Below are 23,209 nucleotides of genomic sequence, written 5' to 3'. Positions count from 1 at the left end.
AAAATAACGAATACCATCATCAACGCCCACCCTTATATCCCGTTTAAAGGGTGCAAACGCATAACGGCGTCAAGTCCCATCCGGTTTTTCCCTGCGTACCATGATCTGGCCAGAGTCAGCTTATGACTGGATTGGATTATGGAACCGGGCCTGACACCACGTGAGAAAGAATGCATGACCTGGATTGCCAACGGCAAAACAGCCATAGAAATATCGATAATACTTGGCATATCAAAGACAACAGTAACAACCCACCTTGAGTGCTCAAAAAGAAAACTTGGGGCATCAAACATTTCGCACGCCGTAGCCATCGCAATGAAAGGAGGAATTATAGATATTCACACGCCAGCCTTTATGCTTAAGCACACCAATGAGCATAAATTACCCTATTGACCACCCATGCAAATAAGACATATTAGTAATGTTTTATTGCGGCGTGTGACAGCAAACTCATGACCAAGCAAAGTCAAGGTGCACTTTTGATGCTGGCTTCAGCATTTCTGTTTTCTGCACACTTGCTCATCCTCAAGCATGCCAGCCTGTCGTTGCATCCGTTCCAGATTGCGTTTTTACGCAACACCATGGCCTCGGTTGTCCTTGGGGGCATGCTGCTGTGGGTCGGCCCATCCATGATCAGGAATGGTCGAACCTTTGCCTTGCGTTGCGTTCTGGGAACCGGCGCCGGACTGGCCTTGTACTACGCCAACGCCAATGCGCCACTGGCCGCCGTGACCCTGATCTTCCACGCCCGCATCTTTCTCTTGCTGGCACTCGCCAGCCTTGTCCTGAAGGAACAGATAAGTCCCCCGCGCTGGTTGGCGATCATCATGGGCTTTACCGGCATCATCATCGTCATCATGCCCGATCGTACAGGGGGATGGTCCATGGGCTTGCTTGCCGCCACGGCGGCGGCGGCCCTGTCGTCGGGATCGCAGATCGCGGTCAAGGCCCTGACCCGCGACAATGCCCCCCTGACCATTGCCGCCTTCAGCCAGTTGGCGATTACCGCCCTCTCCGCCCCCATGGCCATACCGGTATGGCTGGCACCGCCCCTTCCCGCCATGGCCTTGATCGGGACGGCGGCAGCCTTCAGCGCCATGGCCGCACTGGCTGCGGCAAAAGCGTTTTCCTTGACACAAGCCAGCGTGGTCAGTCCCATGGACAATACTGGCATCGTGTTGTCCGCGGCGCTGGGATTCGTATTTTTTGGTGAAGTCCCAGGACCGGGTATCGTTATTGGGGCGATACTCGTCCTCGGCGGCGCTTTTTACGTGGCACAGAAGACATGAACCATTGGCAAACTCAATTGCGCGTATTGCGCCGCTATCACGGCCTGAAACAGGCGGTGCTGGCGGAAATGATCGGCGTGGACCAAGCAACCGTATCACGCTGGGAAAATGGGCACCAAGAGCCCGACTTGGCCGGAAAAAAGCGCATGCGCGATCTTTTGCGGAAATTCAGCGCCCGCCTGGAAGTCGATATCTCGACCCTGATGTCTTCGCCTATCGTCGACCGATCCCTGGTCGATGCAAATTTTATCCTCAGGGACGTTTCAAACGCATCCATACAAATATATAAATTCGACAAACCAGATGTACTTGGAAAAAATATCAACTCTCTCCGCAATGACACTAAATATGAAAAGCTGTTTAACGACTACAAGAGAGTGATGATCAAAGGGGAGTTTACAAGCTTAAGCGGCACTTTCTTCAGCAGCACCCATAAAAAATGGATTAGATCATACACAGTCCCGGTCATCATATCCGGCGAAGTTCATTTTTTAAGCGACCGGATCGGAATAATCCCAAGCCAAGATCAAAAGCCAGAATTTCAAATAAACTTGCTGGATATATAATAAAGCTTCATGTCGTGACATCGTCCCCCTTCACCTGCATCATGGACACGTCCTGGTGCGGCATCAGTCGCAGTTGGGCACCACGTCCAACGCTTCGCGCCACAATCCGGTCCAACCGTTTTCATGATCGGCACCGGGCATCGTCATCCATCGCACACAGGCCGAAGCACTGGCCTGGGTGAAACGTTGGGCGATGGCGGGAGGAACGATAGGGTCGTCGGTGCCGCTGTAATGGATCTGCGGAATTTTCGCCACCTGACCCGCGACATCGATGGCGTTAAGTGAGCCGGACAACTGCGACACCTTGGCCAACCGATTGACCTCGGCGTGATCGAGATTGCCGGCCACCGTGCGGATAGAGGCGACATCCTGACGCCGCGCCGCCACCAGCACGGCGACGGCGCCACCGCCCGAATAGCCGACCAGATTGAGCTTCTGCCCCGGCACCTGCGCCGCCACCTGATCCACCGCTTGGTTCATGGCGGCAATCACCTCGGGGGAGAAACGCTTGGCCGTCCAATACGTTAAATTGCAGACGGAGCTCCTGGCCTGCTCGGTGAACTGACAGGGACGGGCCAGATAGACCACGTTAGCCGCTGGATCAACCGCTGCCAGCGCCAAGCCAAGGGCATTCTTGGGGGTGGGATCGCGCGACACCTCGGTGCGCGACAGCCAAGCCAATCCATCACCTTCAATGTAAATGGTCACAGGCTGTGAATGGTCACTGATGCGGACAAAACTGGTCAGGACGAAGGGATCGGTATTCATCTGCATGCGACTCATCCGCGCCGGCTTGGCCAGAAGATCGGCATGGGCATCGCGGTCGATAGTGGCGCAGCCACCTGTTAGACATAAGGAAACGCCGGCCAAAGTGATGCGGATCGCTCTCATGTTTCCCCTTGTCTAAACAGCACGGGAGCTCAGGTGTGCGCGTTCGGCGCCCCCCCCTATAAGTACCACGCGCGGGTCTATGCGGCTGGTGAAGATATGGTATTTGCCGAACACAATGACGCCGGAAGTGGCCCGCATCATGGCCGAAGCCGGCACCGAGGCCACGTCCGAGGTCAGAAAACGCCTGATAGCGCTGATTCGAGCCGACCAGTAGAGTCCGAAACGGGAGAAAGCCTATTCCAGCCGGAAGCGTACCGGTACCTCGACCCGACCGGGCACCGGACGATTGTTTTCGGTGGCCGGTCGCAGGCGCCAGCGGCCCAAGGTGGTCATGGCCGCCTCGTCCAAGGTGCTGTCGCCGCTGCTTTCCAGCAACACCACCCGGTCGACCCGGCCATCGGCGCCCACATCCAGTTGCACCAGCACCAGACCTTGGCGCCGACGTTTGCGGGCGGCAAAGGGATAATCGGGCGCCGGGGTCTCCACCGCCCCCAAATGATAGCCGGGCGCGGCGGAGGGGATGGCGGTCTGCGCCGTCACTGTCTCTGCCACGCCGTCGCCAGCCGTCGTCGCCGCCACGGTTTGCGGGGCCGCCTCCGCCACCGGGCTGGTGGGGACCGCAACGCTCACCTGGGGCGGCGGGGCGACCGCGCGGCGGGCTGGGACGGCGGCGGGTTTGGCCACCGGCGTCACCTGCGGCGGCACTACCGGTGCCTCTGGTGGGAGCGGCGGCACCGGCGACGGCGGTTCCGGCGCCGCGTCCTGCACCAATTGGACTTCATTGACCAGCAATTGCGGCGGTTCGCGCGTCACCAATTGGCCCAAGTGCAACAGCGCCAGCACCACCAGGGCATGCCAGAGCAGCGATCCCAGAAACGAACCACCGCCGCCGTGGCAAACCGCCCGGCTCAGCGGCGGCAGGGATCGGGTTTCAGCCTGCATGATGGCAAAACACCGAGGCCAATCCACCGCCATCGGAGCGGAAATTTGTCATCTGGCCGCGATACAGCCGGGCGCCGAAGGCCAAGACCTGTCCGCGCACGGCATAAGCGCGGATATCGACCTTGAAGCCGCTATCGACCACCGGCGGCGGCACCAGTTGCTGCACCACCATCCGGGCCGGGTCCAGCCCCTCCCAGGTGGCGCGGCTGATCTTGTCACCGCGATAGGCGCCCTTGCCGCCATACCCCAAGGTCGGCTTGAAGAACAGATGACGGCGCTCGGCCCAGGTCGATTGCCAGTCCTCGTCGCCCATGCGGGTCGGCGGTACCCAGGCCGCGCAGGCCGGCTGCCGCGACAACGTCACCAGATGCCGCTTGTCGGCATAGGCGGCATGGGCGGAAATGTCCGGCACCAGCACCACCCGCCCACCCGCGCGATCTTGGGCCAAGGCGGCGTGGGACGGATCGCTCAGAGCGAAATCGGTCAGGCGGTTATAAGCGCCGTCAAAGCCGCCTTGCCAATGGCGGGCGTCGATCACGTCGCCGCCCAGGCCCAGGCGGGCGAATAACTGACGATACAGCAGGAATTCCGGATACAGAAATTGATCAGCGGGGACGTCATCGACGATGGCGACCTTGGCGGCGGCACCGGCGAAGGCCTTGGCCACCGCCATTTCCACCTGATCGAGCGCCATGTCCTGGGCCGGCGCATGCGGCCACAGGCCGGCACAAGCGCGTTGATGCGCCAGCACCAGCAGCAACCCGCCGGGATTGGTGTTGACCTCGATCAATCGCGGTCCGTCCGCGCTCAGATGAAAATCGAACCCCAGGAGTCCGGGATCGGCGATGCCCGGGGCAGCACGGCGCAGATGATCATCGAGAACGGCCACCGCCCGCTTCATTTCCGCCACTTGGCCGTCATCGACCAGGATTGCCGACGACGCCAGCAAACCAGGACGCCACAGCCGCGAAAACGGCGCCATTCCATCGCCGCAGGGCAAGGCCCGGACGCGTGAATTCATGGGGATGGCGGCCAGGGCATTCATTTCACCTGACCGCGATCAAGTTTGTCCAGCAGGCCGGGGGTGACCTGTTCGAAACGCAGGATGGTCTTGCCCTGATGGTCGCGCAGAAAATCCTTGGCTTCGGCCTCGCTGGCCAGCGGCACCAATTCGTGTCCCATCGGCCCCAGGATATCCGAGCCGATCACATACCAGGCGGCGCGGGCCGCCATGGGCTCGACCGTGTAATAATCGGTCACCGCCACCATGCGCACGTCTTCCGGCTTGTGGCCGGGGACATAGCGTTTGGGATCGGCCAGGAACTTGAACATGTCCTTGGCGCCGTCGAAATAATGGGCGTGGCCGTCGGCATAGACCACAGTGGCGATCCATTCCGGGTATTTGGCCACGAACATGCCGCACACCGGACAGACGGAATCCGGTTTGGGCGGTGGCACCACCACCTCGCCCGCCCAGGCCGTGGGCAGGAACAACACCGATAGGGCAAGGGCCAGGGCGAGGCGGCGGCGGATCATGATCAGTGCTTCATGCCGTCATGACCGGCGGGAGCAGCGGCGGCGGCCTTGCGCTTTTCCTCGCGCCGCATCCGGATCATCTTGGTGTCCTCGGCCATGCTCATATAGCTCAGCATCAAGGCACGATCGAAATCGACGATCTCGCCCGCGCCCTTGGCCGCTTCAGCCGCGATCTTGGAGGCGAAAGCGGTCTTCGGCATCTTGCTCATCACCGGCTTGTGATCGCCGCCGATGACGTAGAAAGCGGTTTCGGCGTTGGTCAGCGGCTTGATCTCGGCGCCCGAACCGTTATCGGGGGCATAGATGACCTTGGGCACCCGGTCCAGGTTCAGGGACAGGGAAATGGCGGCGCAGTGGATGGAACAGGTGCCGTCGACCAGATCATCGGAATAATGAATGAGATGGCGGCTGTAATGGTATTGCTTGCGGTCCATGCCGCAATAGGGACACTTCGGGTACTTGTCGAATTCGTTGTCCAAGGGCTTGGCATCCTTGGCCTTTTTCGGCATGAACTGCATGGGCGTGCCGTCGCCCTCGGCGGCCTGGGCCGGGGCGATGGTGGCGGCAGCGGCGGCAACGGCAGAGCCGGCCAACAGGAAATGACGACGATTCATTTTATTTCCCCTCTCTCACCAATTGGGCAGAAGCAGCATCACCTGAAAAAAGCGTGCGCCCTGCAAGATGGTGGCCACGCCCATGGCGATGACCACTAAAGCAGCCGCCTTCAGCAGTAGCCCGCGCAAGCGGGCGCCGAGACGGCCGAAAACCACACTGACGAAAACCATCGACGGCAAGGTGCCGAGGCCGAAGGCCAGCAACAACCCGGCCCCGGCCAAAGGATCGGGGGCGGCACTGGCCTTGACCGCCATGGCCAGGGTCAGGGCGCAGGGCATCAGCCCGTTCATCACCCCGCCGGTCATCGCCCCCCATACGGGTCCGCGCCCGCCGGCACTGGTGAAAATCCGCCGGGCGGTGGCGGCGGGCAGACCGATGGCCGGCAGCCGCACCGGCAGCCAGCCCAGGATATCGAGCCCGAGAGCAATGACGACGATGCCGGCCAGGATCTGCAACACCGCCTGGGCCTTGCCGATGATGCCGGTGGACACCAGGGCCAGCCCTAACAGGGCGGCGATCAGCCCGACCAGGGTGTAGATGAAGATGCGGGTGCCGTGATAGGCGACCACCGGTCGCCAGCCCTTGCCGGCATCGCCCAAACGGACGAAAAAGGCCGAGACCAGCGACCCGCACATGCCGACGCAATGACCGCTGCCCAGCAGGCCGGCGACGAAGGCGAGGCCGTAATCCAACTGCCCATCCATCAGCGGCCATCCTTTTGCAGCCGCAGCGAATTGGCCACCACCGATACCGACGACAGCGCCATGGCGGTGGAGGCGACCATGGGATTCAATCGTCCCAGGGCGGCGCCGGGGATGGCGACGGTGTTGTAGCCCATGGCCCACACCAGATTCTGGCGGATGACGGTCATGGTCCGCCGCGACAGCGCGATCATCTCGGCCACCTTGGCGATGTCGCCGCCGACCAGGGTGATGGCGGCGCAATCCATGGCGATATGGGTGCCGGTGCCGATGGCGAAGCCCACATGGGCGGCGGCCAAGGCGGGGGCGTCGTTGATGCCGTCGCCGACCATGCCGACCACTTCCCCCTGGGCGGTCAGATGCTCGACCATCTTCATCTTGTCGGCGGGGCTGGCCCCGGCTACCAGATCAGCAATGCCCACCTGATCGGCGATGGCGCGGGCGGCGGGCTCCACATCGCCGGTGGCCATGATGGTGCGCACGCCCATGGCATGCAGGGCGGCGATGGCCGCTGGCGCGCCGGGACGGGCCGGATCGGCGATGGCGAAGGCTGCGACCAGTTTACCATCGACGCACATGCCCACCGGGGTTTGGCCGTGCTCGGCGATCTCGGCCAGCACAGCTTCGGCCTGCGGATCATCGAGCAGGCGGGCATTGCCGATGACCACCCGGTGGCCATCCACCTCCGCCGTCACCCCCGATCCCGGCACGGCGCGCACGCCCTCGGCCATGTCGGCCCTCACCCCACGGGCGCGGGCGAAAGCCACCAAGGCGCGGCCCAGATGATGTTCCGATCCGCCCTCGACCGCCGCCAGCAACGCCAGGACACGGCTTTCGTCCATCCCGCCCAGGGGGATGAAGCGCACCACCTGGGGCTGGCCCTGGGTGATGGTGCCGGTCTTGTCGAAGATCAGCACCGACAACCGACCGGCGCTTTCCAGGGCGGTGCCGTCCTTGATGAACAGACCGCGCCGCGCCGCCTGGCCGGTGGCGGCCATGATGGCGGTGGGCGTGGCCAGCCCCAGGGCGCAGGGACAGGCGATCAGCAGCACCGAGACGGCGGCATCCAGCGCCGGGGCGAGGCCGCGCCCGGCCAGCAGCCACGAGGCGAAGGTGAAAACGGCGAAGCCGACAACGGCGGGGACGAACACCGCCGACACCCGGTCGGCCAGACGCTGCACCGGCAGCTTGGCCGCCTGGGCGTGATCGACCATGCGGACGATGCCGGCCAGCACGGTATCGGCGCCGATGGCGCTGGCCCGCATGACCAGCAGGCCCGCGCCGTTGACGCAGCCGCCGGCCAGCATGTCGCCTTCTTGCTTGACCACCGGCATGCTTTCACCGGTCAGCATGGCCTCGTCGACGCTGGACAGGCCGGACAGCACCACGCCGTCGACGGCGATGCGTTCGCCCGGACGGATGACCACCACGTCGCCCACCGCCACCTCATCCACCGATACCACCACCTCGACACCGTCGCGGCGGATGGTGGCAGTGGCCGGTTGCAGGTCGATCAGCCGGCGAATGGCGTCGCCGGCCTTGCCCTTGGCCCGTTCCTCCAACCAACGGCCCAGCAGCACGAAGGCGACGATGCCGGCGGCGGCCTCGAAATACAGATGATGACGCCGCCCCAACAGCGAGGCGACGGAATGACCGAAGGCGGCGCCGGCGCCGATGGCGATCAGGGTATCCATGTTGGCGGCGCGGTGGCGGGCCAGTTTCAGCGCCCGGTCGAAGAACGGACGCCCCGCCCCCAGCACCACCGGCGCGGTCAGGGCCAGTTCCACCAGCTTCCACGGCCAGGATCGCGGCATGGCCATGCCGATGACCATCACCGGTAATGTCAGGGCGCCGGCCCACAGGGCACGGCGCCGGGATTCACCCAGCCGCGCCCGTTCGCGTTCAATCACCTGACGGCGCTGGGCCAGGCTGTCCATGGGCCGCGCCACATAGCCCAGCGACGCCACCAGCTTTTCCACCTCTGATCGGTCCAGACCGCCGGTGATGGTGGCGGTTTCCGAGGCATAATTGACGCTGGCCGCTTGGACCCGAGGGTCACGGCCCACCGCCAGTTGGATCAGCGCCGCGCACGAGGCGCAAGTCATGCCCTCGATGGCGACGCTGATCTCCCGCGTTTCCCCCGGCACCGCCGTTTGCGCTTTGGGCAAGGGGGCGCGTCCCAGATTGCCGATCACATTGTCGAGCAAGGTCAGCACATGGGCGACGGGCATCCGCACAGGGTCGAAATGCACCGCCACCGAGCCCAGTTCGGCCACCACCCGCACGGCGCGGATGGCCGGGTGCTTGCGCAGCAGGATATCCAGCAGCAAGGTCCGTTCCGGGTCGCGCCTAAGCGCCGGAGCGATGACCCGGATTCGGCGGCGCAACTGGTGGACGATGGCGATTTCGGTCATTTCTTCGCCTTGCGGAACCGCACCAGCAGGAACACCAGATAGACCACCGTCATCCACTGATAGCGGAAGGCCCAGGGATTCGGCAGCCATTGGCCGATGATGCGGTTCCAGTGCAGGCGGATCAGGTAGAACACCACCAGATCGTTGGCGAAATGGATGAACCAGTCCTTGGCGTCGAACGGCAGCGCCGCCTTGCCGCCGCTTTTCATCGCCACCAGCTTGGTCAATATCTCGCCCTTGGCCCGCAGATCGTCATAGCGGGCGCGCAGGCGCACCACCAGCGGCGCCTGGGTCACCCGCTGCATCAGGCCGGGCCGCGGGCGGGCGGTGGTGGCACCCCCACCTTCGGCGATGCGCCCGACCAGATCGGCGAGGGCGCGGGCGACATCGGCGATGGTGCACACCTCCTCGGCCCAGCGGATGGACAATTTGCCCTGGCCGGGCAGCACGAACACCCGGTAAACCCCGTCGATATGCCGCAGCCCGCTTTCCAGCAGGGCGACGGCATCCGTGGTCAATAATGGCGCCGGCAGGTCGAAACGGACATGGCCGGGGCCGCGGTGGCGCACCACCACGGCCTGCCATAACGCCCGCCGCGCTTGCTCTGCCTGGGCGTCCTTGGTCTTGCGTCGGACGATCATGGCCGCCCTCCCCGTCCTAATCCTGGACCTTGCCGGCTGTGTCCTCGGCCTCGCGCGTTTCCTCGACCAGATCGGCCAGATTCTCGCGCGCGGTCAGCACCAGGTCCTTGCCCATGTCGGTGCCCTTGGCCACGGCGGCGGCGATTTCCTTGCGGTATTTGTAGCCGTAATAGCCCACGGCCGCGCCGGCGGCCAACAGCACCAACGGGTTGGTCAACAGCCGTCCCAGGACCGAACGCCCCGCTACCATTCCTGCACTCATCATGGCTCCTTTCGCCAGTTGCGGCCCCAGGGCACTGCCCTCGGCCATCATGGTTTCACACACTTCCGTCATGGCTTGGTTCATGGCTTTCCCCCTTTTCGATGTCGGGATGCAGCATCAGCCAGATGCCCTTGCACCCATCGCAGCAAAACTGCATGGGCCGCTCGGGCGTCTCGATCCGGTACGCCCGCACCGGCAGCGGCAGACCGCAAAGATCACAGCCCTGATCCGCCCGGCTCACAGCAAGTCCTCCAGCTTGCGGCGAAACGCGGCTTCGTCCGCCTCGCCCAGGATGCGACCGCGCACGACGCCGCTGCGGTCGATGAAGAAGGTCATGGGCAGGCCGGTGACGCCATAGGCCCGGGCGATCTTGGCGCCGGGGTCCAGCAGCACCGGATAGCTCACCCCCAGATCGGCGATGAACTTGGTGATGTCCGCCGCCTCCTGCCCGGCATTGACCGCCAGCACCAGCAAGCCGTCGCCCTGACGGGCTTGCCAGACCGGCTCGATGGCCTTCATCTCGTCCTTGCAGAAGGCGCACCAGGTGGCCCAGAAACGCAGCACCACCACCTTGCCGGCTGAACCTGCCGGCAGCTCGAAACGCTGGCCGCCCAGGCTTTGCGCGGTAAAAGGCAGCATGGTATCGCCCAGCTTGGGCGCCTTGGCGCCGTCATCACCGCAGCCGCCCAGCAGCAGGGTCACCATCAGGAACAGACGCTTCACTGCCATGGCGCGCCCTCGAACAGGATCAGATGGGATCGCCAGATCAGCCCCAGGCAGACACCGCCGAAAGCGGCGAAGCACAGCATGGAGACCAAGGCCAGCCGGCGCGCGATCAGCGGCCCCACCACTCGCAGGCTGGCAAGGCGGCTGGCGGCGGCGGCGATGCCGGTACCCACACCCAGGGCGGTGCCCAGGAACAGCGGCACATAAAGGGCATAGCCCAGGTGATGGTATTCCCGCTTCAGGATGCAGAACGGGCAATGATGGTGCGGCAATTCATAGACATAGACGGAGATGGTGGAAATGATCGCCGCCAATCCCACCCCCAGCAGGACCAGCGACAACACCGCATGGATCACCCCGCCCTGGCCCCAGCGCAGGTAGACCGCGCCCGAGGCCAGCACGGCGGTCACAGTACCGGCCAGCAGCGACAAGGCCCAGGCATGGGGCAGCGCCGCCACCGAATTGCTGGTCACGGTGATGCCGTTGCCGGAAAACAAGGTGGAACAGCACGAAGTGATGACGTCGGCGCGCAGCCCGAGGAAATAGGCCAGTTGCACTAAGCCAGCAGCCAGCAGCACCGGGGCCAGGGCGATCAGCGCCGCGTATTTGACCCGGATCAGCGGGTAATCCCAGCCCCGGTTGTCCACATGGTTCAACACCAGCCAGAACGCCGCCAGGAAGAACACCGCCAGTTTCAGGTACAAGGCGGGAAAGCCGAACGGGTCGACCTTCAGCGTCCCCACCGCGCACATGGCCCCGGTGAACAACCCGGCCATGCGGTCGGCGTTGAAGACGAACAGGACCAGGGCCGCCGCCTCGGCCACCAGCACGATCTTGACCAAGGTGGCGACCAGATAGGTACGCTTTTCCAACCGCACCTGACTTTCCGCCCCGCTGGACAGATCCCAACGGCGCAGCACGGCGACGGCGAAGGGCAGCGACGCCACCAGCATCAGCGCCGACAGGGCCGAGGCAAGCACCAAAGCGATGATGGCGGGTTGGAACAGCATCAGCCGTCCCCATCGATCAGGCCGTCGCGTAAACCAACCACGCGATCAACCACCGGGGCGTCCGCCACCAGCGGGTCATGACTGGTCATCAGCACGGTCTTGCCGTCACGCTTGAGACCGCTGACGATATCCAGGAACTGGGCGGAGCGTTCGCTGTCCAAATTGGCGGTGGGCTCGTCGGCGATGACCACCTGGGGGTCGTTGATCAGGGCGCGGGCGATGGCCACCCGCTGGGCCTCGCCGCCCGACAGCCATTCGGCCTGGGATTGGGCTTTGTCGGCCATTTCCAACCGCTCCAGCAAGGCCAGCGCCCGGCGCTTCAATGCCCCGTGGTCGCCGCCCAGCGGATAGGCCGGGATCATAACGTTTTCCAGGGCGGTGATGCCCTTCAACAGATTGAAGCTTTGGAAGACGAAGCCGAAGGTGGAGCGGCGGATGTCGGTGAGGAAGCGTTCCGGCAAGGCGGAAATGTCGCGCCCGCCCAGGCTGATCCGCCCCGAACTGGGCCGGGCCAGACAGCCGACCATGGTCAGAAGCGTGGTCTTGCCCGAACCGCTGGGGCCGCGAAACACCGTCACGCCGCCCAGTTCCAGATGCAGATCGACACCGCGCAGGGCCCAGAATTCGTTGTGACGCCCCTGGTTGAAGGCCTTTTTCACCTGACTGAGGCGGATCATCGCATCACCTGATCGGGATCGACGGTGGCGGCGCGCCAGATCGGCACCACATTGGCCAGGGTGTAGGGAAAGACGGTGAAGAAGAACAAGGTGGCCACCTGCAATTCGTCCACATGCGGGATCAGGCGGAAATCCGGGTACAGTACCGACCAGCCCTTCAGCACCGGCTCGAACAGCGGCGCACCCCACTGGAACACATGCAGCCAGGCCAGCAGATAGCCCAGCAGGAAGGCAGCCAGCGACACCACCAGCCCTTCCAGGCTTTTCAGGGCGATGACGTCGGCGGTTTCCCAACCCACCGCCTTCAAGATACCGATTTCGCGCCTTTCTTCCGCCGACAGGCCCGAGGCCTTTTCCCAGGCGAAGATGAAAAAGGCGAGGACGGCACCGGACAGCAGCAGCAGCACCATGCCCTCGCGCCAATCGAACACCGATTCGTAGGTGCGCCTGATCTCGTCGCGCAGGATGATGCGGGTGTCGGGCAGCGCCGCGTCGATCTTTTCCGCCACCGTGCGCACCTCGCGCGGGTTGCGCACGGTGACGACGATGTCGGTGAAACGACCATCGGGGATGCCGAACAGGCGGCGGTAATCGGCCTCCGCCACCAAAAACAGATCGGCGCTGACCAAAGCGGATTCGGGCTCGATGATCGCCTGGATGGTGAACGACACCAAGGCTCCGTCATGGGCGCGGAAACTCATGACGTCGCCGATGGCGGCATCGCGGACGGCGGCGACACCGGCGCCGATCACCGCTTGGCCGGCAGCGGGCGCATCCACGGGCGGCACCATCAAGGTGTAATTGGCCGCCGCCGCCGGATCGAACAGATATCCCCACAGCCGGCCTTGGGCCGATTTCACCCCGCGAATGGCGCGGATAGTGACCAGATGGGTGTCGGGGATCAGATCATGGCGCCCGGCGATCAGGCGCTGCACCAGCACTTCCGGGGTGCCGGCCAGGACTTGTTTGGCCTCGTGCCGAAGCGCATGGGAAAACAGCATGGCCGAGGCCAACACGAAGACGATCAGCCCGTAGACCGCCAGCAAGCCCAAGGTCTTGCCCTTGCGTCGGGCCAGCGACGACACGGCGAAATCCAGCAAGGACCGCTGACGGCTGAACCACCCGCTCATGGCTGCCGCCTGGGCGGCAGCACCGAGCCCGAGGGAAAATGTTCGAGGGCGAAGGGGTGATCCTGAAAGGCGGCATGGCGGTCGGACTGGCTGGGATGGCGGGTGTAACGCGCCTCGGTGAACAGAGCCAGATCGGTCAGGCCCAATTGTTCGACCAGAGCGGCACGACGCTGCACCTCCGGCTGCTCCGCCCGCACCCGCCAGGCGGAGGCCACCCAGGTGGCGCCCACGGCCACACTGGCCGCCAGCATAGCCGCCAACACCATATCCGACGACCGCATGGTCATACCCGCGCCGCAGCCTTCATCAGCACCACGCGCACGGCGCTGGTCAGGCTCGGCCCCAGGCCCACCGCCTGCGAAAGCGCCGGCACCAGGATCAACGAGGCCAGGGTCAGGCCGGTGCCCAGCACCAGCGAGCCCACATCACCGCCATCCTTGGCGGCGTTCTTGACGGAATTTTGCATGAAAGTCCTCCGGTCACGCGTTGGCGAACGGATGCGCCAAGCGCATCCGGGGCTTACGCGACGGAGGGAGGGCCTCGGGAGGGTAAGGGCGGCACCGATGCCGCCCGCAGGGGGGCACCATCCGCCGGTTCGGGCCAGCCGGGGCCGATGACCGGGGCAGAGAAGGCGGGCACCGCCAGCCGCACCGGCAAAATCAGGCGATCAAACGCCTGAACCTGACATAACGGGCAATGCTGCCCAGCGACGGCATCACCGCCGCCGGTAGCGGAATCGGCATCATGAAAACCGCAAACCGCTGGAAACAATCCATCGGCATTCAACTCGGCTCGTGCCGGAGCAAGGGGGATGAGCAGTTGGAACAGCAGGGCCAAGGCCGCCAGCCACACGCCGAGAGCCGCGGAAAACCGCTGGCCCTGGGTCTGATCCGGTGACTTGATCTTATCGCGGCCCATGGCCGTTACGCCCCTGCTGGCATCAAGAGAGGGTACAATGCCCCGACCACAGGTTTAACACATTGATCTCTGTCAAACCACCGCCGAGTCTACTCGGCGGTCTCAGCCGCCACCACGCGCTCCGGCGGCGACCACCGGAATTTCCGCCTCGATCCGCCCGGCGCGCTCGAAAGTCAGGGACAGCGGAAAACGGCGGCCTTCCTTCAAGGGCGCCTTCAGGCCGATCAGCATGATGTGCAGACCGCCCGGCTTCAGTTCGACCCTGCCGCCGGCCGGAACGGCGATGGACTCAACCGGCCGCATGCGCATGATGCCGTCTTCTTCCAGGTGGGTGTGCAATTCCACCGTCTCGGCCACCGGCGACGCGGCGGACAGCAGACGATCACCGCTTTCCTGGCCAACCAGGGTCAGATAGGCGGCCCCGTTGGCGGCTTGTCCGGCGGTGGCCCGCGCCCACGGTTTTTCCACCGCGATCACAGAATCGCCGGCCCAAACCGGCCACGCCAACACCAGCAAAGCTGCGATCAGAAATGCCGCACGCCCCATACTTGTTCTCCTCGGCATCACCTTGACTTGGGGGCCTGGCCAAAATCGCCACCGCTTCCGCCGCCGGACGTCCACGGCAAGATACTTCAGCTTGAACCAAACGGACTCTATCGCTGGTCGAAGCGGATTTCGATGCGGCGATTTTTCGCCAGCGCCGCTTCACTGTCGGAATTGTCCAGCGGCAGGAATTCGCCAAAGCCTGCGGCGGCCAGACGGTCGGCGGGGACGCCTGCATCGATCAGGGTGCGGATGACCGAGATGGCCCGTGCCGTCGACAATTCCCAATTGGATGGGAAACGACCGGATTTGATCGGGCGTTTGTCCGTATGGCCATCGACGCGCAGCACCCAATTCACCTCTTTCGGGATCTGCTTGGACAGGTCAATCAGGGTCTTGGCCAATTGCCGTACCTGCTGCTCGCCGCTGACACCCAGATCGGCGGAAGCTGAATCGAACAGCAATTCCGACTGGAAGACGAAGCGGTCACCCTCGATGCGAATGCCCTGGCGCTCGCCCAGCACCTTGCGCAGCTTGCCGAAGAACTCCGAGCGATAGCGCTGCAATTCCTCGACCTTGCCGGCCAAGGCCACGTTCAGCCGCTTGCCCAGATCAGCGATCTGGGCCTTTTGCTCGACCGACAGCTTCTCCGTGGCGTCCAGGGCCGCGGCCAGCTTTTCCAATTGGTCGCGCATGGCGGTCATCTGCTGGTTCAGCAAATCGGCTTGGCTGCGTGCGGTTTCCGACAGATGGCGCTCTTCGTCCAGGCTGGACAACAGATTGTCGCGTTCGGCCAGGGAGGCTTGCAACTTTTCCTGCAAACGGGTCAGATCGGCCTTCACATCCGCCGATTTGGCCCGTTCCAGCGATAATTGCTCGACCATGCTGGCCATTTCCGCCTGCAGCCGCGACAGCGCCTGATCGCGCCCGGTCAAGGCGTTGCCCATGAAGAATTGGGCCAGGACAAAGACCAGCAGGACAAAAATCAACACCATCAGCAGCGTCGCCATGGCATCGACGAAGCCGGGCCAAATGTCGACGTTCTGACGCAGACGGCGACCGCGCGGCATGGTTATTTCTCCGTTTGATCCTCGGCCAGGGCGGCGATGGTGCGGGCCAGCAGCTTGAACTGCGCCCGCAATTCGCCGACCAACTCGTCATGGCTGCGGCTGTTGATTTCCACTAATCGGTTCATGGCCACATCCAAATTGCGCAGATGCGCCCGGCTGACATCATCCATGCCGCCGCCGGGCGTGACCGAACCGACGCCGCTTTGTTCGGCGATGCGCGCCAACAGCGGGCGCATCTCCAACTGCGACTCGCCCAGTTTCAGCATCAGCGACTGCTCAACCTTCATCTGGTCGGCCAGGGTGGACAGCCGGTCGTTGAGCGACTGGATATTGGAATTGGCGGAAATGCGGCTTTCCTCGCCGCGCGCGATGGTGCGTTGCAGTCCGTCCAGCGAATCGGCGGTCTGCTCCAACAGCGCACGGATATAGGCGGGCACCGATTGGTCGCCATCGGCGATGGCGCTGGAACTGCCGAGCCGGGTTTGCCCGGCCAGCCACTCTTCCAACTCGTTATAGAAGGCGTTCTGCGCCTGTCCGGCTTGCAGGTCGAGAAAGCCCAACACCAGCGATCCGGCCAGACCGAACAACGAAGTGGAAAAGGCGGTGCCCATGCCGGCCAGGGGCGCTTCCAATCCGGCCTTCATGCGGTCGAAGGCAGCGCCGGCGGCATCAGACCCCACCGACAGGCTGGCGATCACCTCGCCCACCGAGCCCACCGTGTGCGACAACCCCCAAAAAGTACCCAGCAGACCGAGGAAAATCAGCAGACCGACGAAATACCGGGCCAGTTCGCGGCTTTCATCCAGGCGCGAGCCGATGGAATCCAGCACCGAGCGCAGGCCCATGGCCGATAGCGACATGCGGCCCTGGCGCTCGCCCAACATGCCGGCCATGGGGCCAAGCAGGCGCAAGCGACCACCCGAGGGTGCCGGCTGACCGCGCATCCAGCTTTCCAGCCAGTCAACTTCCGGCTTAAGTAACAGAACCTGGCGGAAATTAAGGCCGATCCCCAGCAGGAAGACGCCCAAAATCAGACCGTTCAAGGCCGGATTGGCCATGAAGGCCGATTGCAGACCGGGTGCCAGCACCGCACCGACGGCGGCCACCGCCGCCAGGAACAAAATCATGCGGACCAGATAACGACTGGGTCGGGTCATGCGCGCACCTTCAGCATGGGAAACCATGGGGCCGATCCAACATCGACGTCAAACATGGCGATTTCGCGGCGCGCCACCACGACACATAAGATCAACGGCCGACCAGGACAGCGTCAACACGATCAGGGGAGCCCCGGCCATCCAGCTTGTTGCCCAGGGCGCGCACCTCGATGCGGGTAGAGCGGATGCCCTTGTCCATCAGGTATTTGCGCACTTCCAGCGCCCGCGACAACGACAGCCGGCGGGCCTTCGAGGCCGAGGCCTCGTCACCCGAAGCATAGGCCAGCAATTGCAGATTAAGGTCTTCGTCCTTCTGCATACGCTTGACCAAGGTGACCAAGTCATTGCGGGCACGGTCGCTGACCTTGGCGTCTTCGGCATCGAAGGCCAGGGAAATGGTGTCGCTGCCACCCGACATGGCCGGCGGCTCCGACGACGGCAAGGCTGCCACCTGCGGCGGCACCACCGGTTGGGGCGGCATCGACACGGCGGGGGGAACCGGAGACAACAGCGGCTGGGGTGCGGCAGCAACCATCGGAGCGGGTTTGGGCAGCTCAACCGGCTTGACGACTTCCACCGGCTTGGGTTGCTCGAGCGGTTTAGGTTGTAGTGACAATTTAGGGGATTCCCCTTTGGCCTAATTTCTGATTCAACACTGGCTTTTGGAGGCTGGTGTGGACGGCGAAATTCTCCGGGACGATCAGTGGGACCGCTTGCGTGAGTTTGTGCCCGGTGGGCGCAAGGGTAAGCGCGGTCCGCGCAGTGATGCGCGGCGGTTTCTCGATGCAATTTTGTGGCTGGCGCGATCAGGGGCGCGTTGGCGCGATTTGCCCGAGGATCGTTTTGGCCCGTACCAGACCGTCAAGCGGCGCTATTACCGCTGGATCGAGCAAGGGGTGTTCGATCGGATCTTCGCGGCGGTGTCGAGTGATCCCGACATGGAATGGATCGCCATCGACGCGACCGTCATCCGCGCTCAGGTCCAAGCTGCCGGGGCGCGACAAAAAAGGGGGGGCAGGAAGCCCAGGCTCTCGGACGTTCACGCGGCGGCTTCGGAACCAAAATCCACGCTGTAGTCGATGCATTGGGGCTGCCGGTGCGCTTCGAACTGGGACCGGGCCAGCAGAACGACATGGCTCCGGCACACGAACTGATTGACGGCCTCAAGGCGGAACAGGTGCTTGCCGACAAGGCCTATGACGCGGATAGCTTTTGCGAGAAAATCGAAGATCAGGGCGCTCGTGTCGTCATCCCGCCGCGCCGCCACCGCAAGCTGCCTCGTGACTATGATTGCATCGCCTATAAGAACCGTTGGGGCATCGAAGGCTTCTTTGCCAAGCTCAAGCAATGGCGCCGAATCGCTACGCGTTATGACAAACTTGCTGTCAACTTTCTGGGCTTCATCAAACTCGCAAGCATCATGCTCTGGCTGAAGTGATTAAATTGTCACTACAACCTAGGCACTTCCACCGGCTTGGCGATTTCCACCGGCTTGGGCGGCTCGGCCTTCACCTCGGGCGGGGAAACCGGCGGTACCTTGGCGGGAGCGACGGGGGTGGGGGCGACATCGGCAATCTGCGGCTTGGCCGGCACCGCCGGCTTGCCGGTGGCGGCAGGCGGCTTGGCTGCGGGCTTGGATGCCTCGACGATGGGAACCGAGCGGCGCTCGCCATCGGCGGCGACGACCGGAGCCGGTGCCGGGGCGGCGGGCGCAGCCGCGGCCTGGACCGGCTTAAGAACAGGCTTGGCGGTATCCACGGCCCTGGTCGGCGTGGCGGCATTGGGCTTGAAGGGCTTGTAGACCGCGCCCTGGGGCGGGCCAGCCTGACGCGCCGCCCTGGGGGCCACTGCCTGAGGCTTGCGACCGGGCAACTCGCCCTTGATCATGTCGGCCAAACTGGGTTGTTGGCCCAATTCGTCCAAAACCGACCAATTGACCACCACGTCGGATTCGCCCGCACCACCGATGATCACCTGGGCCGAGGCCGCCGGGATCAGCGCCACGGGAGCGGCGGCACCCAACAGCGCGCCGAACGCGAGAACCCGCCAAGTCGCCTTTGCCATGGAATCCAAACCCCTGCCTGTGCCCAAGATAGATGCGGCACAGACTAACCCATGCGGAGTCGCGGTACAATACCATGTTGCCGTATGGGCAACACAGGGCATCCTGGGGCTGGCTTAAGAATTATTTGAATAATTGGTTAACTTCCAAGTATCAACCGCGCGCCTGACGCAGCATGGACAGCAACTTGGCGTGCAACTTGTCATTGCCGGCAACCACATCGCCGGTTTCCAGCATGGACGAGCGACCGGTGAAGTCGCTGACATAACCGCCCGCTTCCTTGACCAGGACGATGCCGGCGGCAATGTCCCAGGGCTTCAGGCCGCTTTCCCAGAAGCCTTCGCAGCGACCGGCGGCCACATAGGCCAGATCCAGCGCGGCCGAGCCGAAGCGGCGGATACCGGCGGTCTGCTCCATGGCGGCGGTCAGTTCCTTGATGAAGGTCTGGTGACCGGGCCGACCGCGATGGGGAATACCGGTGGCCAGCACCGATTCGTTCAGATCGCGACGGGCGGAAACACGCAGGCGCCATTCATTCAAGAAGGTGCCGCCGCCCTTTTCCGCGTGGAACATGGAATCGGAAATCGGCTCGTAGACGACACCGACGATCATTTCGCCGTCGCGTTCCAGGCCGATGGACACGGCGAAATGGGGGATGCCGTGGATGAAATTGGTGGTGCCGTCGATGGGATCGATGATCCAGCGATGGCTTTTGTCGTCGCCAGCGATCTCGCCGCCTTCTTCCAGCAGGAAGCCGAAGCCGGGACGGGCCTTGGACAGCTCCTGCCGGAGCGACTTTTCCGCCTTGATGTCGGCGGACGAGACGAAATCGGAGGTCCCTTTTTTCGACACCTGCAACTTCTCGACTTCGCCGAAATCGCGCACCATTCCGCGCCCCGCCTTGCGGGCGGCGGCCATCATGACATTGAGAATGGGGGAACGAACGATCACGGCGAAAACTCCTGATACTTAAAAACGCGAAACCGCTCCCCGGTATAAACCAGGGAGCGGCCCTAAAACCAGCGCGGCCTTACTTGGCGCGTTCGACATACGAGCAATCGCCCGTATTGACGATGATCTTCTCGCCTTCGGCGATGAACGGCGGCACCAAAATCTTCAAGCCGTTTTCCAGCTTGGCCGGCTTGTACGACGACGACGCGGTCTGGCCCTTGACCACCGGGTCGGCCTCGACCACGGTCATGGTCACCTTTTCCGGCAGGCTGACCGAAACCGGCGAACCTTCGATGAAATCGACGGCCACCTGCATGCCGTCCTGCAAGAAGGCGGCGGCATCACCCAACACTTCGCGGGTCAGGTTGAACTGCTCGAAGTTCTCCTGGTCCATGAAAGTCAGCGCATCGCCATCGACGAACAGGAAGGTGCAGTCCTTTTCCTCGACATTGCACTTTTCCACGGTGTCGGCGGTGCGCCACCGTTCGTTGGTCTTGGTGCCGGTGCGGATGTCGCGCATTTCGACGGTGATGAAGGCGCCGCCCTTGCCGGGCTGAACGATCTGCGTCTTCAGCACGGCCCATTGCTTGCCGTTGTTCTCGATGATGTTGCCGACGCGGATCAGGTTGGCGTTGATTTTCATGGAAGTAATCCAAACGGGCTGATGGAAAATTGGCGCGGAACCTAGCAGGTTGCCCCGCCAATGGCAACCATGGTGCCTAATCTTTAGCGCAGGTCAGAATGCCCCCCGCGTCAACGCCGTGCCGATCGGTTCGTTGATCAGGCGATCCAGGTTGGCCAAAACATCGCGGGACGCCCGATCCACCTGGGTGATGCATTCCATCGCCCGTTCGCGCTGCCCGGCATTGAAGGCGCGGGCCGCCTCGATACCGTTGCTGTGCACGTCGCGGTGCGGCGCCTCCAGCGCGATGAAGGCCGGATGCTGGCGATAGGGCAGCGAGGCCGGACCGTAATACCACTTGCCCAGACGGCAATGCTGTTCGCTCGACAATTCGTTTGGATTGAGCGCGACCCGACCGACCATCATGTCGGCCAAGCGCTTTTTCCAAATGATATGGTCCGCCTTGGCCAGATGGATGATTTTATTGGGAATGTCCTGTTCGGCCAGCAGCGCCAGCAACGAGGAAATCTCGCCCTCGACTCCGGTCAGGGCACCTGAACTTTTCTCGATGGAAATGGCGTTTTCACCGGCCAGCGCGGCCATGTTCTGTACACCGCCAGATATCTGGTTGGCGGCGGCGGCCTGCTCGGCCAGAATGCGCGAAACCTCGCCCATGCGGGTACTGGCGTCGGCGACGGTGCCGCTGACCGCCCCCATGCGCTCTCCCATGGATTGCATGGCCAGACGCCCCTTGGCGATGGCCTCGGAACCGCGGGTCATGGTGGTGACGATGGTCGTCATCTCCTGTCGCAACAGGGCGACGCGGTTGGCGATGTCCTCGGTCGCCCGCGCCGTCTGATTGGACAAGGCCTTCACTTCGCCCGCCACCACGGCGAAGCCCTTGCCGGCTTCGCCGGCGCGCGCCGCCTCGATGGTGGCGTTGAGCGCCAGCAGATTGGTTTGGCTGGCGATGTGGTCAATGGATGAAACGATTTCGCCGATGGCATCCGAGGCTTGGGCCAGGGAATCGACCTGCCCGGCGGCGTCGGCCACCGCCCGTTCGATTGCCGCGAATTCGTCGACGGCTGTCTCAACCACACCGCGCGCTTCGTCGCTGAAGTTTTGGGCACGCACCGACAAAGCCGCAGCATCATCGCTTCGTTCACTGATTTCCTGAATGCCCGCGACCATTTCCTCGGTGGCGGCGGCCATGCCCTGGGCCTCGTTGCTGGCGGCACGAATGCCGCCGACAATCTCGGCGTTGGCGACCGCCCCCTCGTTGACGGTGATCGAGATGGTAACCGCGTCGCGCAGCATACGGCTGGTGAACATCCCCAGCTTGCCCGCCTGCCCGTCCATCAGTTCCAACGTGTGATTGATGTCGCCGCTATAACGGGCAAAATCGCCGCGCAGGCCACGCGGCAGGATCTTGCGGTAATATCGCCCCTCGGCAGCCGCTTTCATGGCGGCGTCGGCTTCCTTGGCGAAGGCTTCGGTCTGATCGAGGGCGCGATTGATGTTGCGCAACAACTGGCCGACATTGCCGTGCCCCTTGATGCTCATTACGCGGGCGCGCAGATTGCCGACCGCCACCCGTTCCATCACCTTGCTCGCCTTGTCGATGCTGGCATTGGCACGGGTCAGGTAGTAATAACCGACGCCATTGGCCAAGCCGGCAGCCGCGGACAAGAGCGCAAGAGCCGTCAGGCCATCGATCGCCGCCCAGATCACCGCGATAGCGGAGATCAGCAAGGATACGGCGCAAACAACCAGTGTCTTAGAGATCGAGGACAAATTGGTCATAGTCCACCCCCTTTTGCGCCAGAATGTCCTGCAACTGCGCCGAACTGGCCTCTAGTCCGGCCTTGCGGTCGGCGGTGCCGTTTTCAATGGCGCGCAAGCTGGCGTAAAGCGGTTCGATGACCGCCAGCGCCTTGCGGTCGACGGTGCGGCGATTGGAGTGGAACCCGATGATGGCGCCATCTTGGCCAAGATCCGGGGTGACATGGGCGAGAACCCAATAATGGTCGCCGTTTCCACTGCGATTGATGACGTAGGCGAAAACCTCATTGCCGGATTCGATGCGCGACCACAGCAACTTGAAGACACAGCGCGGCATATGGGGATGCCGGATCATGCTATGCGGTTGGCCGATCAGTTCGGATTCCGAGTAGCCGGCCAGACGGATGAAAATATCATTGCAATAGGTCATCCGCCCCTTGGGATCGGTCTTGCTGACGATGATCTCATCGTCGGCGAACGTCCTTTCGACCCCCGTCAAATGCACCGCTGCCGCCATCCCACCCCCCAAACCATAGGCAATAAGAACCGGCGGGGAACCTAAACTAAAGTAGTGAGTTGCGTCAATTTTATTACACCATCGGCTATTGAAGCCAAACCGGGATACCTCGTTTCGCCGTGTTTACTTGAAATCACAAATATTGCAACGGCAGCGCAAGCCCACAACTTCCATGGGGACAAAGGTC

30 protein-coding genes are annotated in these 23,209 nt (G+C 63.3%); 4 read left to right on the top strand and 26 right to left on the bottom strand.

Going from position 1 to position 23,209, the window contains the following annotated elements; genetic code table 11:
- The first annotated feature begins 138 nt into the window (after nucleotides 1-138).
- Genes MGMSRV2_RS01410 through MGMSRV2_RS01400 form a run of 3 tightly spaced genes read left to right on the top strand, consistent with a single transcriptional unit; the run spans nucleotide 139 to nucleotide 1,855 of the window.
- Nucleotides 139-393: a helix-turn-helix transcriptional regulator gene (locus tag MGMSRV2_RS01410; protein ID WP_084027869.1), complete on the top strand. Its 255-nt coding sequence runs from the start codon at nucleotides 139-141 to the stop codon at nucleotides 391-393.
- A 59-nt stretch (nucleotides 394-452) separates the two neighbouring features.
- Nucleotides 453-1,289: a DMT family transporter gene (locus MGMSRV2_RS01405; RefSeq protein WP_041633378.1), complete on the top strand. Its 837-nt coding sequence runs from the start codon at nucleotides 453-455 to the stop codon at nucleotides 1,287-1,289.
- On the top strand, nucleotides 1,286-1,855 hold the full coding sequence (locus tag MGMSRV2_RS01400; RefSeq protein WP_024078523.1) for a helix-turn-helix domain-containing protein: 570 nt from the start codon (nucleotides 1,286-1,288) through the stop codon (nucleotides 1,853-1,855). Before MGMSRV2_RS01405 ends, MGMSRV2_RS01400 begins: the two co-directional genes overlap by 4 nt.
- A 63-nt stretch (nucleotides 1,856-1,918) precedes the next feature.
- Here MGMSRV2_RS01400 and MGMSRV2_RS01395 read toward each other — a convergent pair whose 3' ends face one another.
- The 21 genes from MGMSRV2_RS01395 to MGMSRV2_RS01295 all read right to left on the bottom strand — a co-directional run bounded on the left by MGMSRV2_RS01395 (nucleotide 1,919) and on the right by MGMSRV2_RS01295 (nucleotide 17,704).
- Entirely contained in the window at nucleotides 1,919-2,746 is an 828-nt protein-coding gene (locus tag MGMSRV2_RS01395; protein WP_024078522.1) for an alpha/beta hydrolase family protein, read from the bottom strand.
- A gap of 234 nt (nucleotides 2,747-2,980) precedes the next feature.
- Nucleotides 2,981-3,688: an energy transducer TonB gene (locus MGMSRV2_RS01390; RefSeq protein ID WP_024078521.1), complete on the bottom strand. Its 708-nt coding sequence runs from the start codon at nucleotides 3,686-3,688 to the stop codon at nucleotides 2,981-2,983.
- Nucleotides 3,678-4,733 carry a hypothetical protein gene (locus MGMSRV2_RS01385; RefSeq protein ID WP_024078520.1) on the bottom strand — a complete coding sequence of 352 codons (1,056 nt, stop codon included), beginning with the start codon at nucleotides 4,731-4,733 and terminating at the stop codon, nucleotides 3,678-3,680. The genes MGMSRV2_RS01390 and MGMSRV2_RS01385 overlap by 11 nt, the downstream gene beginning before the upstream one ends.
- Nucleotides 4,730-5,224: a nitrous oxide reductase accessory protein NosL gene (locus MGMSRV2_RS01380; RefSeq protein WP_024078519.1), complete on the bottom strand. Its 495-nt coding sequence runs from the start codon at nucleotides 5,222-5,224 to the stop codon at nucleotides 4,730-4,732. The genes MGMSRV2_RS01385 and MGMSRV2_RS01380 overlap by 4 nt, the downstream gene beginning before the upstream one ends.
- 2 nt (nucleotides 5,225-5,226) lie before the next feature.
- Complete coding sequence (locus MGMSRV2_RS01375; RefSeq protein ID WP_024078518.1) at nucleotides 5,227-5,838, bottom strand: nitrous oxide reductase accessory protein NosL; 612 nt, start codon at nucleotides 5,836-5,838, stop codon at nucleotides 5,227-5,229.
- Nucleotides 5,839-5,853: 15 nt separating this feature from the next.
- A complete protein-coding gene (locus MGMSRV2_RS01370; RefSeq protein WP_024078517.1) occupies nucleotides 5,854-6,543 on the bottom strand; it encodes a sulfite exporter TauE/SafE family protein in 690 nt (229 codons plus the stop codon).
- Nucleotides 6,543-8,954, bottom strand: a complete 2,412-nt coding sequence (locus tag MGMSRV2_RS01365) for a heavy metal translocating P-type ATPase (protein ID WP_024078516.1) — start codon at nucleotides 8,952-8,954, stop codon at nucleotides 6,543-6,545. Before MGMSRV2_RS01365 ends, MGMSRV2_RS01370 begins: the two co-directional genes overlap by 1 nt.
- Complete coding sequence (locus MGMSRV2_RS01360; protein ID WP_024078515.1) at nucleotides 8,951-9,595, bottom strand: hypothetical protein; 645 nt, start codon at nucleotides 9,593-9,595, stop codon at nucleotides 8,951-8,953. The genes MGMSRV2_RS01365 and MGMSRV2_RS01360 overlap by 4 nt, the downstream gene beginning before the upstream one ends.
- Before the next feature lie 16 nt (nucleotides 9,596-9,611).
- The gene (locus MGMSRV2_RS01355; protein ID WP_024078514.1) at nucleotides 9,612-9,941 is read right to left on the bottom strand and encodes a hypothetical protein; all 330 of its coding nucleotides are present in this window, start codon (nucleotides 9,939-9,941) and stop codon (nucleotides 9,612-9,614) included.
- Nucleotides 9,913-10,098, bottom strand: coding sequence for a hypothetical protein (locus MGMSRV2_RS01350; protein ID WP_024078513.1), 186 nt, complete (start codon nucleotides 10,096-10,098; stop codon nucleotides 9,913-9,915). Before MGMSRV2_RS01350 ends, MGMSRV2_RS01355 begins: the two co-directional genes overlap by 29 nt.
- Entirely contained in the window at nucleotides 10,095-10,586 is a 492-nt protein-coding gene (locus tag MGMSRV2_RS01345; RefSeq protein WP_024078512.1) for a TlpA disulfide reductase family protein, read from the bottom strand. Before MGMSRV2_RS01345 ends, MGMSRV2_RS01350 begins: the two co-directional genes overlap by 4 nt.
- Nucleotides 10,577-11,593: a hypothetical protein gene (locus tag MGMSRV2_RS01340; RefSeq protein ID WP_024078511.1), complete on the bottom strand. Its 1,017-nt coding sequence runs from the start codon at nucleotides 11,591-11,593 to the stop codon at nucleotides 10,577-10,579. Before MGMSRV2_RS01340 ends, MGMSRV2_RS01345 begins: the two co-directional genes overlap by 10 nt.
- Nucleotides 11,593-12,270: an ABC transporter ATP-binding protein gene (locus MGMSRV2_RS01335; protein WP_024078510.1), complete on the bottom strand. Its 678-nt coding sequence runs from the start codon at nucleotides 12,268-12,270 to the stop codon at nucleotides 11,593-11,595. The genes MGMSRV2_RS01340 and MGMSRV2_RS01335 overlap by 1 nt, the downstream gene beginning before the upstream one ends.
- Nucleotides 12,267-13,400, bottom strand: a complete 1,134-nt coding sequence (locus MGMSRV2_RS01330; protein WP_024078509.1) for an ABC transporter permease — start codon at nucleotides 13,398-13,400, stop codon at nucleotides 12,267-12,269. Before MGMSRV2_RS01330 ends, MGMSRV2_RS01335 begins: the two co-directional genes overlap by 4 nt.
- Nucleotides 13,397-13,681 carry a hypothetical protein gene (locus tag MGMSRV2_RS01325; RefSeq protein WP_197538548.1) on the bottom strand — a complete coding sequence of 95 codons (285 nt, stop codon included), beginning with the start codon at nucleotides 13,679-13,681 and terminating at the stop codon, nucleotides 13,397-13,399. The genes MGMSRV2_RS01330 and MGMSRV2_RS01325 overlap by 4 nt, the downstream gene beginning before the upstream one ends.
- Before the next feature lie 2 nt (nucleotides 13,682-13,683).
- Nucleotides 13,684-13,866 carry a hypothetical protein gene (locus MGMSRV2_RS01320; RefSeq protein ID WP_024078507.1) on the bottom strand — a complete coding sequence of 61 codons (183 nt, stop codon included), beginning with the start codon at nucleotides 13,864-13,866 and terminating at the stop codon, nucleotides 13,684-13,686.
- Between the two features lie 53 nt (nucleotides 13,867-13,919).
- Nucleotides 13,920-14,318: a DUF2946 family protein gene (locus tag MGMSRV2_RS01315; RefSeq protein WP_024078506.1), complete on the bottom strand. Its 399-nt coding sequence runs from the start codon at nucleotides 14,316-14,318 to the stop codon at nucleotides 13,920-13,922.
- Between the two features lie 102 nt (nucleotides 14,319-14,420).
- Nucleotides 14,421-14,864, bottom strand: coding sequence for a copper chaperone PCu(A)C (locus MGMSRV2_RS01310; RefSeq protein WP_024078505.1), 444 nt, complete (start codon nucleotides 14,862-14,864; stop codon nucleotides 14,421-14,423).
- 107 nt (nucleotides 14,865-14,971) lie between these two features.
- Entirely contained in the window at nucleotides 14,972-15,931 is a 960-nt protein-coding gene (locus tag MGMSRV2_RS01305) for a peptidoglycan -binding protein (protein WP_024078504.1), read from the bottom strand.
- Nucleotides 15,932-15,933: 2 nt separating this feature from the next.
- Nucleotides 15,934-17,088, bottom strand: a complete 1,155-nt coding sequence (locus tag MGMSRV2_RS01300) for a hypothetical protein (RefSeq protein ID WP_041633375.1) — start codon at nucleotides 17,086-17,088, stop codon at nucleotides 15,934-15,936.
- Nucleotides 17,089-17,179: 91 nt separating this feature from the next.
- A complete protein-coding gene (locus tag MGMSRV2_RS01295) occupies nucleotides 17,180-17,704 on the bottom strand; it encodes an OmpA family protein (RefSeq protein WP_242410706.1) in 525 nt (174 codons plus the stop codon).
- Nucleotides 17,705-17,762: 58 nt separating this feature from the next.
- Between MGMSRV2_RS01295 and MGMSRV2_RS01290 the strand changes: the two genes are divergently transcribed.
- Nucleotides 17,763-18,526 (top strand): IS5 family transposase gene (locus MGMSRV2_RS01290; protein WP_106001305.1). Its coding sequence is split into 2 segments (ribosomal slippage): nucleotides 17,763-18,090 and nucleotides 18,090-18,526, totalling 765 coding nucleotides; the frame shifts between segments, so codons are not numbered across the junction.
- 11 nt (nucleotides 18,527-18,537) lie between these two features.
- Here the strand turns inward: MGMSRV2_RS01290 and MGMSRV2_RS01285 are convergent.
- From MGMSRV2_RS01285 to MGMSRV2_RS01265, 5 genes are all read right to left on the bottom strand, one after another.
- Nucleotides 18,538-19,152, bottom strand: coding sequence for a hypothetical protein (locus MGMSRV2_RS01285; RefSeq protein WP_024078499.1), 615 nt, complete (start codon nucleotides 19,150-19,152; stop codon nucleotides 18,538-18,540).
- 151 nt (nucleotides 19,153-19,303) lie between these two features.
- Nucleotides 19,304-20,101 (bottom strand): inositol monophosphatase family protein, encoded by a 798-nt coding sequence (locus tag MGMSRV2_RS01280; protein ID WP_024078498.1) that lies wholly within the window; start codon nucleotides 20,099-20,101, stop codon nucleotides 19,304-19,306.
- Nucleotides 20,102-20,180: 79 nt separating this feature from the next.
- Nucleotides 20,181-20,744 (bottom strand): elongation factor P, encoded by a 564-nt coding sequence (gene efp / locus MGMSRV2_RS01275; RefSeq protein WP_024078497.1) that lies wholly within the window; start codon nucleotides 20,742-20,744, stop codon nucleotides 20,181-20,183.
- 93 nt (nucleotides 20,745-20,837) lie between these two features.
- Nucleotides 20,838-22,526: a methyl-accepting chemotaxis protein gene (locus tag MGMSRV2_RS01270; protein WP_024078496.1), complete on the bottom strand. Its 1,689-nt coding sequence runs from the start codon at nucleotides 22,524-22,526 to the stop codon at nucleotides 20,838-20,840.
- Nucleotides 22,501-23,022: a PAS domain-containing protein gene (locus MGMSRV2_RS01265; RefSeq protein WP_024078495.1), complete on the bottom strand. Its 522-nt coding sequence runs from the start codon at nucleotides 23,020-23,022 to the stop codon at nucleotides 22,501-22,503. The genes MGMSRV2_RS01270 and MGMSRV2_RS01265 overlap by 26 nt, the downstream gene beginning before the upstream one ends.
- Between the last annotated feature and the right edge of the window lie 187 nt (nucleotides 23,023-23,209).

This window comes from Magnetospirillum gryphiswaldense MSR-1 v2 (genome assembly GCF_000513295.1).
Classification (GTDB): Bacteria; Pseudomonadota; Alphaproteobacteria; order Rhodospirillales; family Magnetospirillaceae; genus Magnetospirillum; species Magnetospirillum gryphiswaldense.
This window is presented reverse-complemented; position numbering and strand designations above follow the sequence as displayed.

Coding starts and splice junctions, on each gene's coding strand:
- MGMSRV2_RS01410 (WP_084027869.1), top strand. CDS start 139: ATGGAACCGGGCCTGACACCACGTGAGAAAGAATGCATGACCTGGATT.
- MGMSRV2_RS01405 (WP_041633378.1), top strand. CDS start 453: ATGACCAAGCAAAGTCAAGGTGCACTTTTGATGCTGGCTTCAGCATTT.
- MGMSRV2_RS01400 (WP_024078523.1), top strand. CDS start 1,286: ATGAACCATTGGCAAACTCAATTGCGCGTATTGCGCCGCTATCACGGC.
- MGMSRV2_RS01395 (WP_024078522.1), bottom strand. CDS start 2,746: ATGAGAGCGATCCGCATCACTTTGGCCGGCGTTTCCTTATGTCTAACA.
- MGMSRV2_RS01390 (WP_024078521.1), bottom strand. CDS start 3,688: ATGCAGGCTGAAACCCGATCCCTGCCGCCGCTGAGCCGGGCGGTTTGC.
- MGMSRV2_RS01385 (WP_024078520.1), bottom strand. CDS start 4,733: ATGAATGCCCTGGCCGCCATCCCCATGAATTCACGCGTCCGGGCCTTG.
- MGMSRV2_RS01380 (WP_024078519.1), bottom strand. CDS start 5,224: ATGATCCGCCGCCGCCTCGCCCTGGCCCTTGCCCTATCGGTGTTGTTC.
- MGMSRV2_RS01375 (WP_024078518.1), bottom strand. CDS start 5,838: ATGAATCGTCGTCATTTCCTGTTGGCCGGCTCTGCCGTTGCCGCCGCT.
- MGMSRV2_RS01370 (WP_024078517.1), bottom strand. CDS start 6,543: ATGGATGGGCAGTTGGATTACGGCCTCGCCTTCGTCGCCGGCCTGCTG.
- MGMSRV2_RS01365 (WP_024078516.1), bottom strand. CDS start 8,954: ATGACCGAAATCGCCATCGTCCACCAGTTGCGCCGCCGAATCCGGGTC.
- MGMSRV2_RS01360 (WP_024078515.1), bottom strand. CDS start 9,595: ATGATCGTCCGACGCAAGACCAAGGACGCCCAGGCAGAGCAAGCGCGG.
- MGMSRV2_RS01355 (WP_024078514.1), bottom strand. CDS start 9,941: ATGAACCAAGCCATGACGGAAGTGTGTGAAACCATGATGGCCGAGGGC.
- MGMSRV2_RS01345 (WP_024078512.1), bottom strand. CDS start 10,586: ATGGCAGTGAAGCGTCTGTTCCTGATGGTGACCCTGCTGCTGGGCGGC.
- MGMSRV2_RS01340 (WP_024078511.1), bottom strand. CDS start 11,593: ATGCTGTTCCAACCCGCCATCATCGCTTTGGTGCTTGCCTCGGCCCTG.
- MGMSRV2_RS01335 (WP_024078510.1), bottom strand. CDS start 12,270: ATGATCCGCCTCAGTCAGGTGAAAAAGGCCTTCAACCAGGGGCGTCAC.
- MGMSRV2_RS01330 (WP_024078509.1), bottom strand. CDS start 13,400: ATGAGCGGGTGGTTCAGCCGTCAGCGGTCCTTGCTGGATTTCGCCGTG.
- MGMSRV2_RS01325 (WP_197538548.1), bottom strand. CDS start 13,681: ATGCGGTCGTCGGATATGGTGTTGGCGGCTATGCTGGCGGCCAGTGTG.
- MGMSRV2_RS01320 (WP_024078507.1), bottom strand. CDS start 13,866: ATGCAAAATTCCGTCAAGAACGCCGCCAAGGATGGCGGTGATGTGGGC.
- MGMSRV2_RS01315 (WP_024078506.1), bottom strand. CDS start 14,318: ATGGGCCGCGATAAGATCAAGTCACCGGATCAGACCCAGGGCCAGCGG.
- MGMSRV2_RS01310 (WP_024078505.1), bottom strand. CDS start 14,864: ATGGGGCGTGCGGCATTTCTGATCGCAGCTTTGCTGGTGTTGGCGTGG.
- MGMSRV2_RS01305 (WP_024078504.1), bottom strand. CDS start 15,931: ATGCCGCGCGGTCGCCGTCTGCGTCAGAACGTCGACATTTGGCCCGGC.
- MGMSRV2_RS01300 (WP_041633375.1), bottom strand. CDS start 17,088: ATGACCCGACCCAGTCGTTATCTGGTCCGCATGATTTTGTTCCTGGCG.
- MGMSRV2_RS01285 (WP_024078499.1), bottom strand. CDS start 19,152: ATGGCAAAGGCGACTTGGCGGGTTCTCGCGTTCGGCGCGCTGTTGGGT.
- efp (WP_024078497.1), bottom strand. CDS start 20,744: ATGAAAATCAACGCCAACCTGATCCGCGTCGGCAACATCATCGAGAAC.
- MGMSRV2_RS01270 (WP_024078496.1), bottom strand. CDS start 22,526: ATGACCAATTTGTCCTCGATCTCTAAGACACTGGTTGTTTGCGCCGTA.
- MGMSRV2_RS01265 (WP_024078495.1), bottom strand. CDS start 23,022: ATGGCGGCAGCGGTGCATTTGACGGGGGTCGAAAGGACGTTCGCCGAC.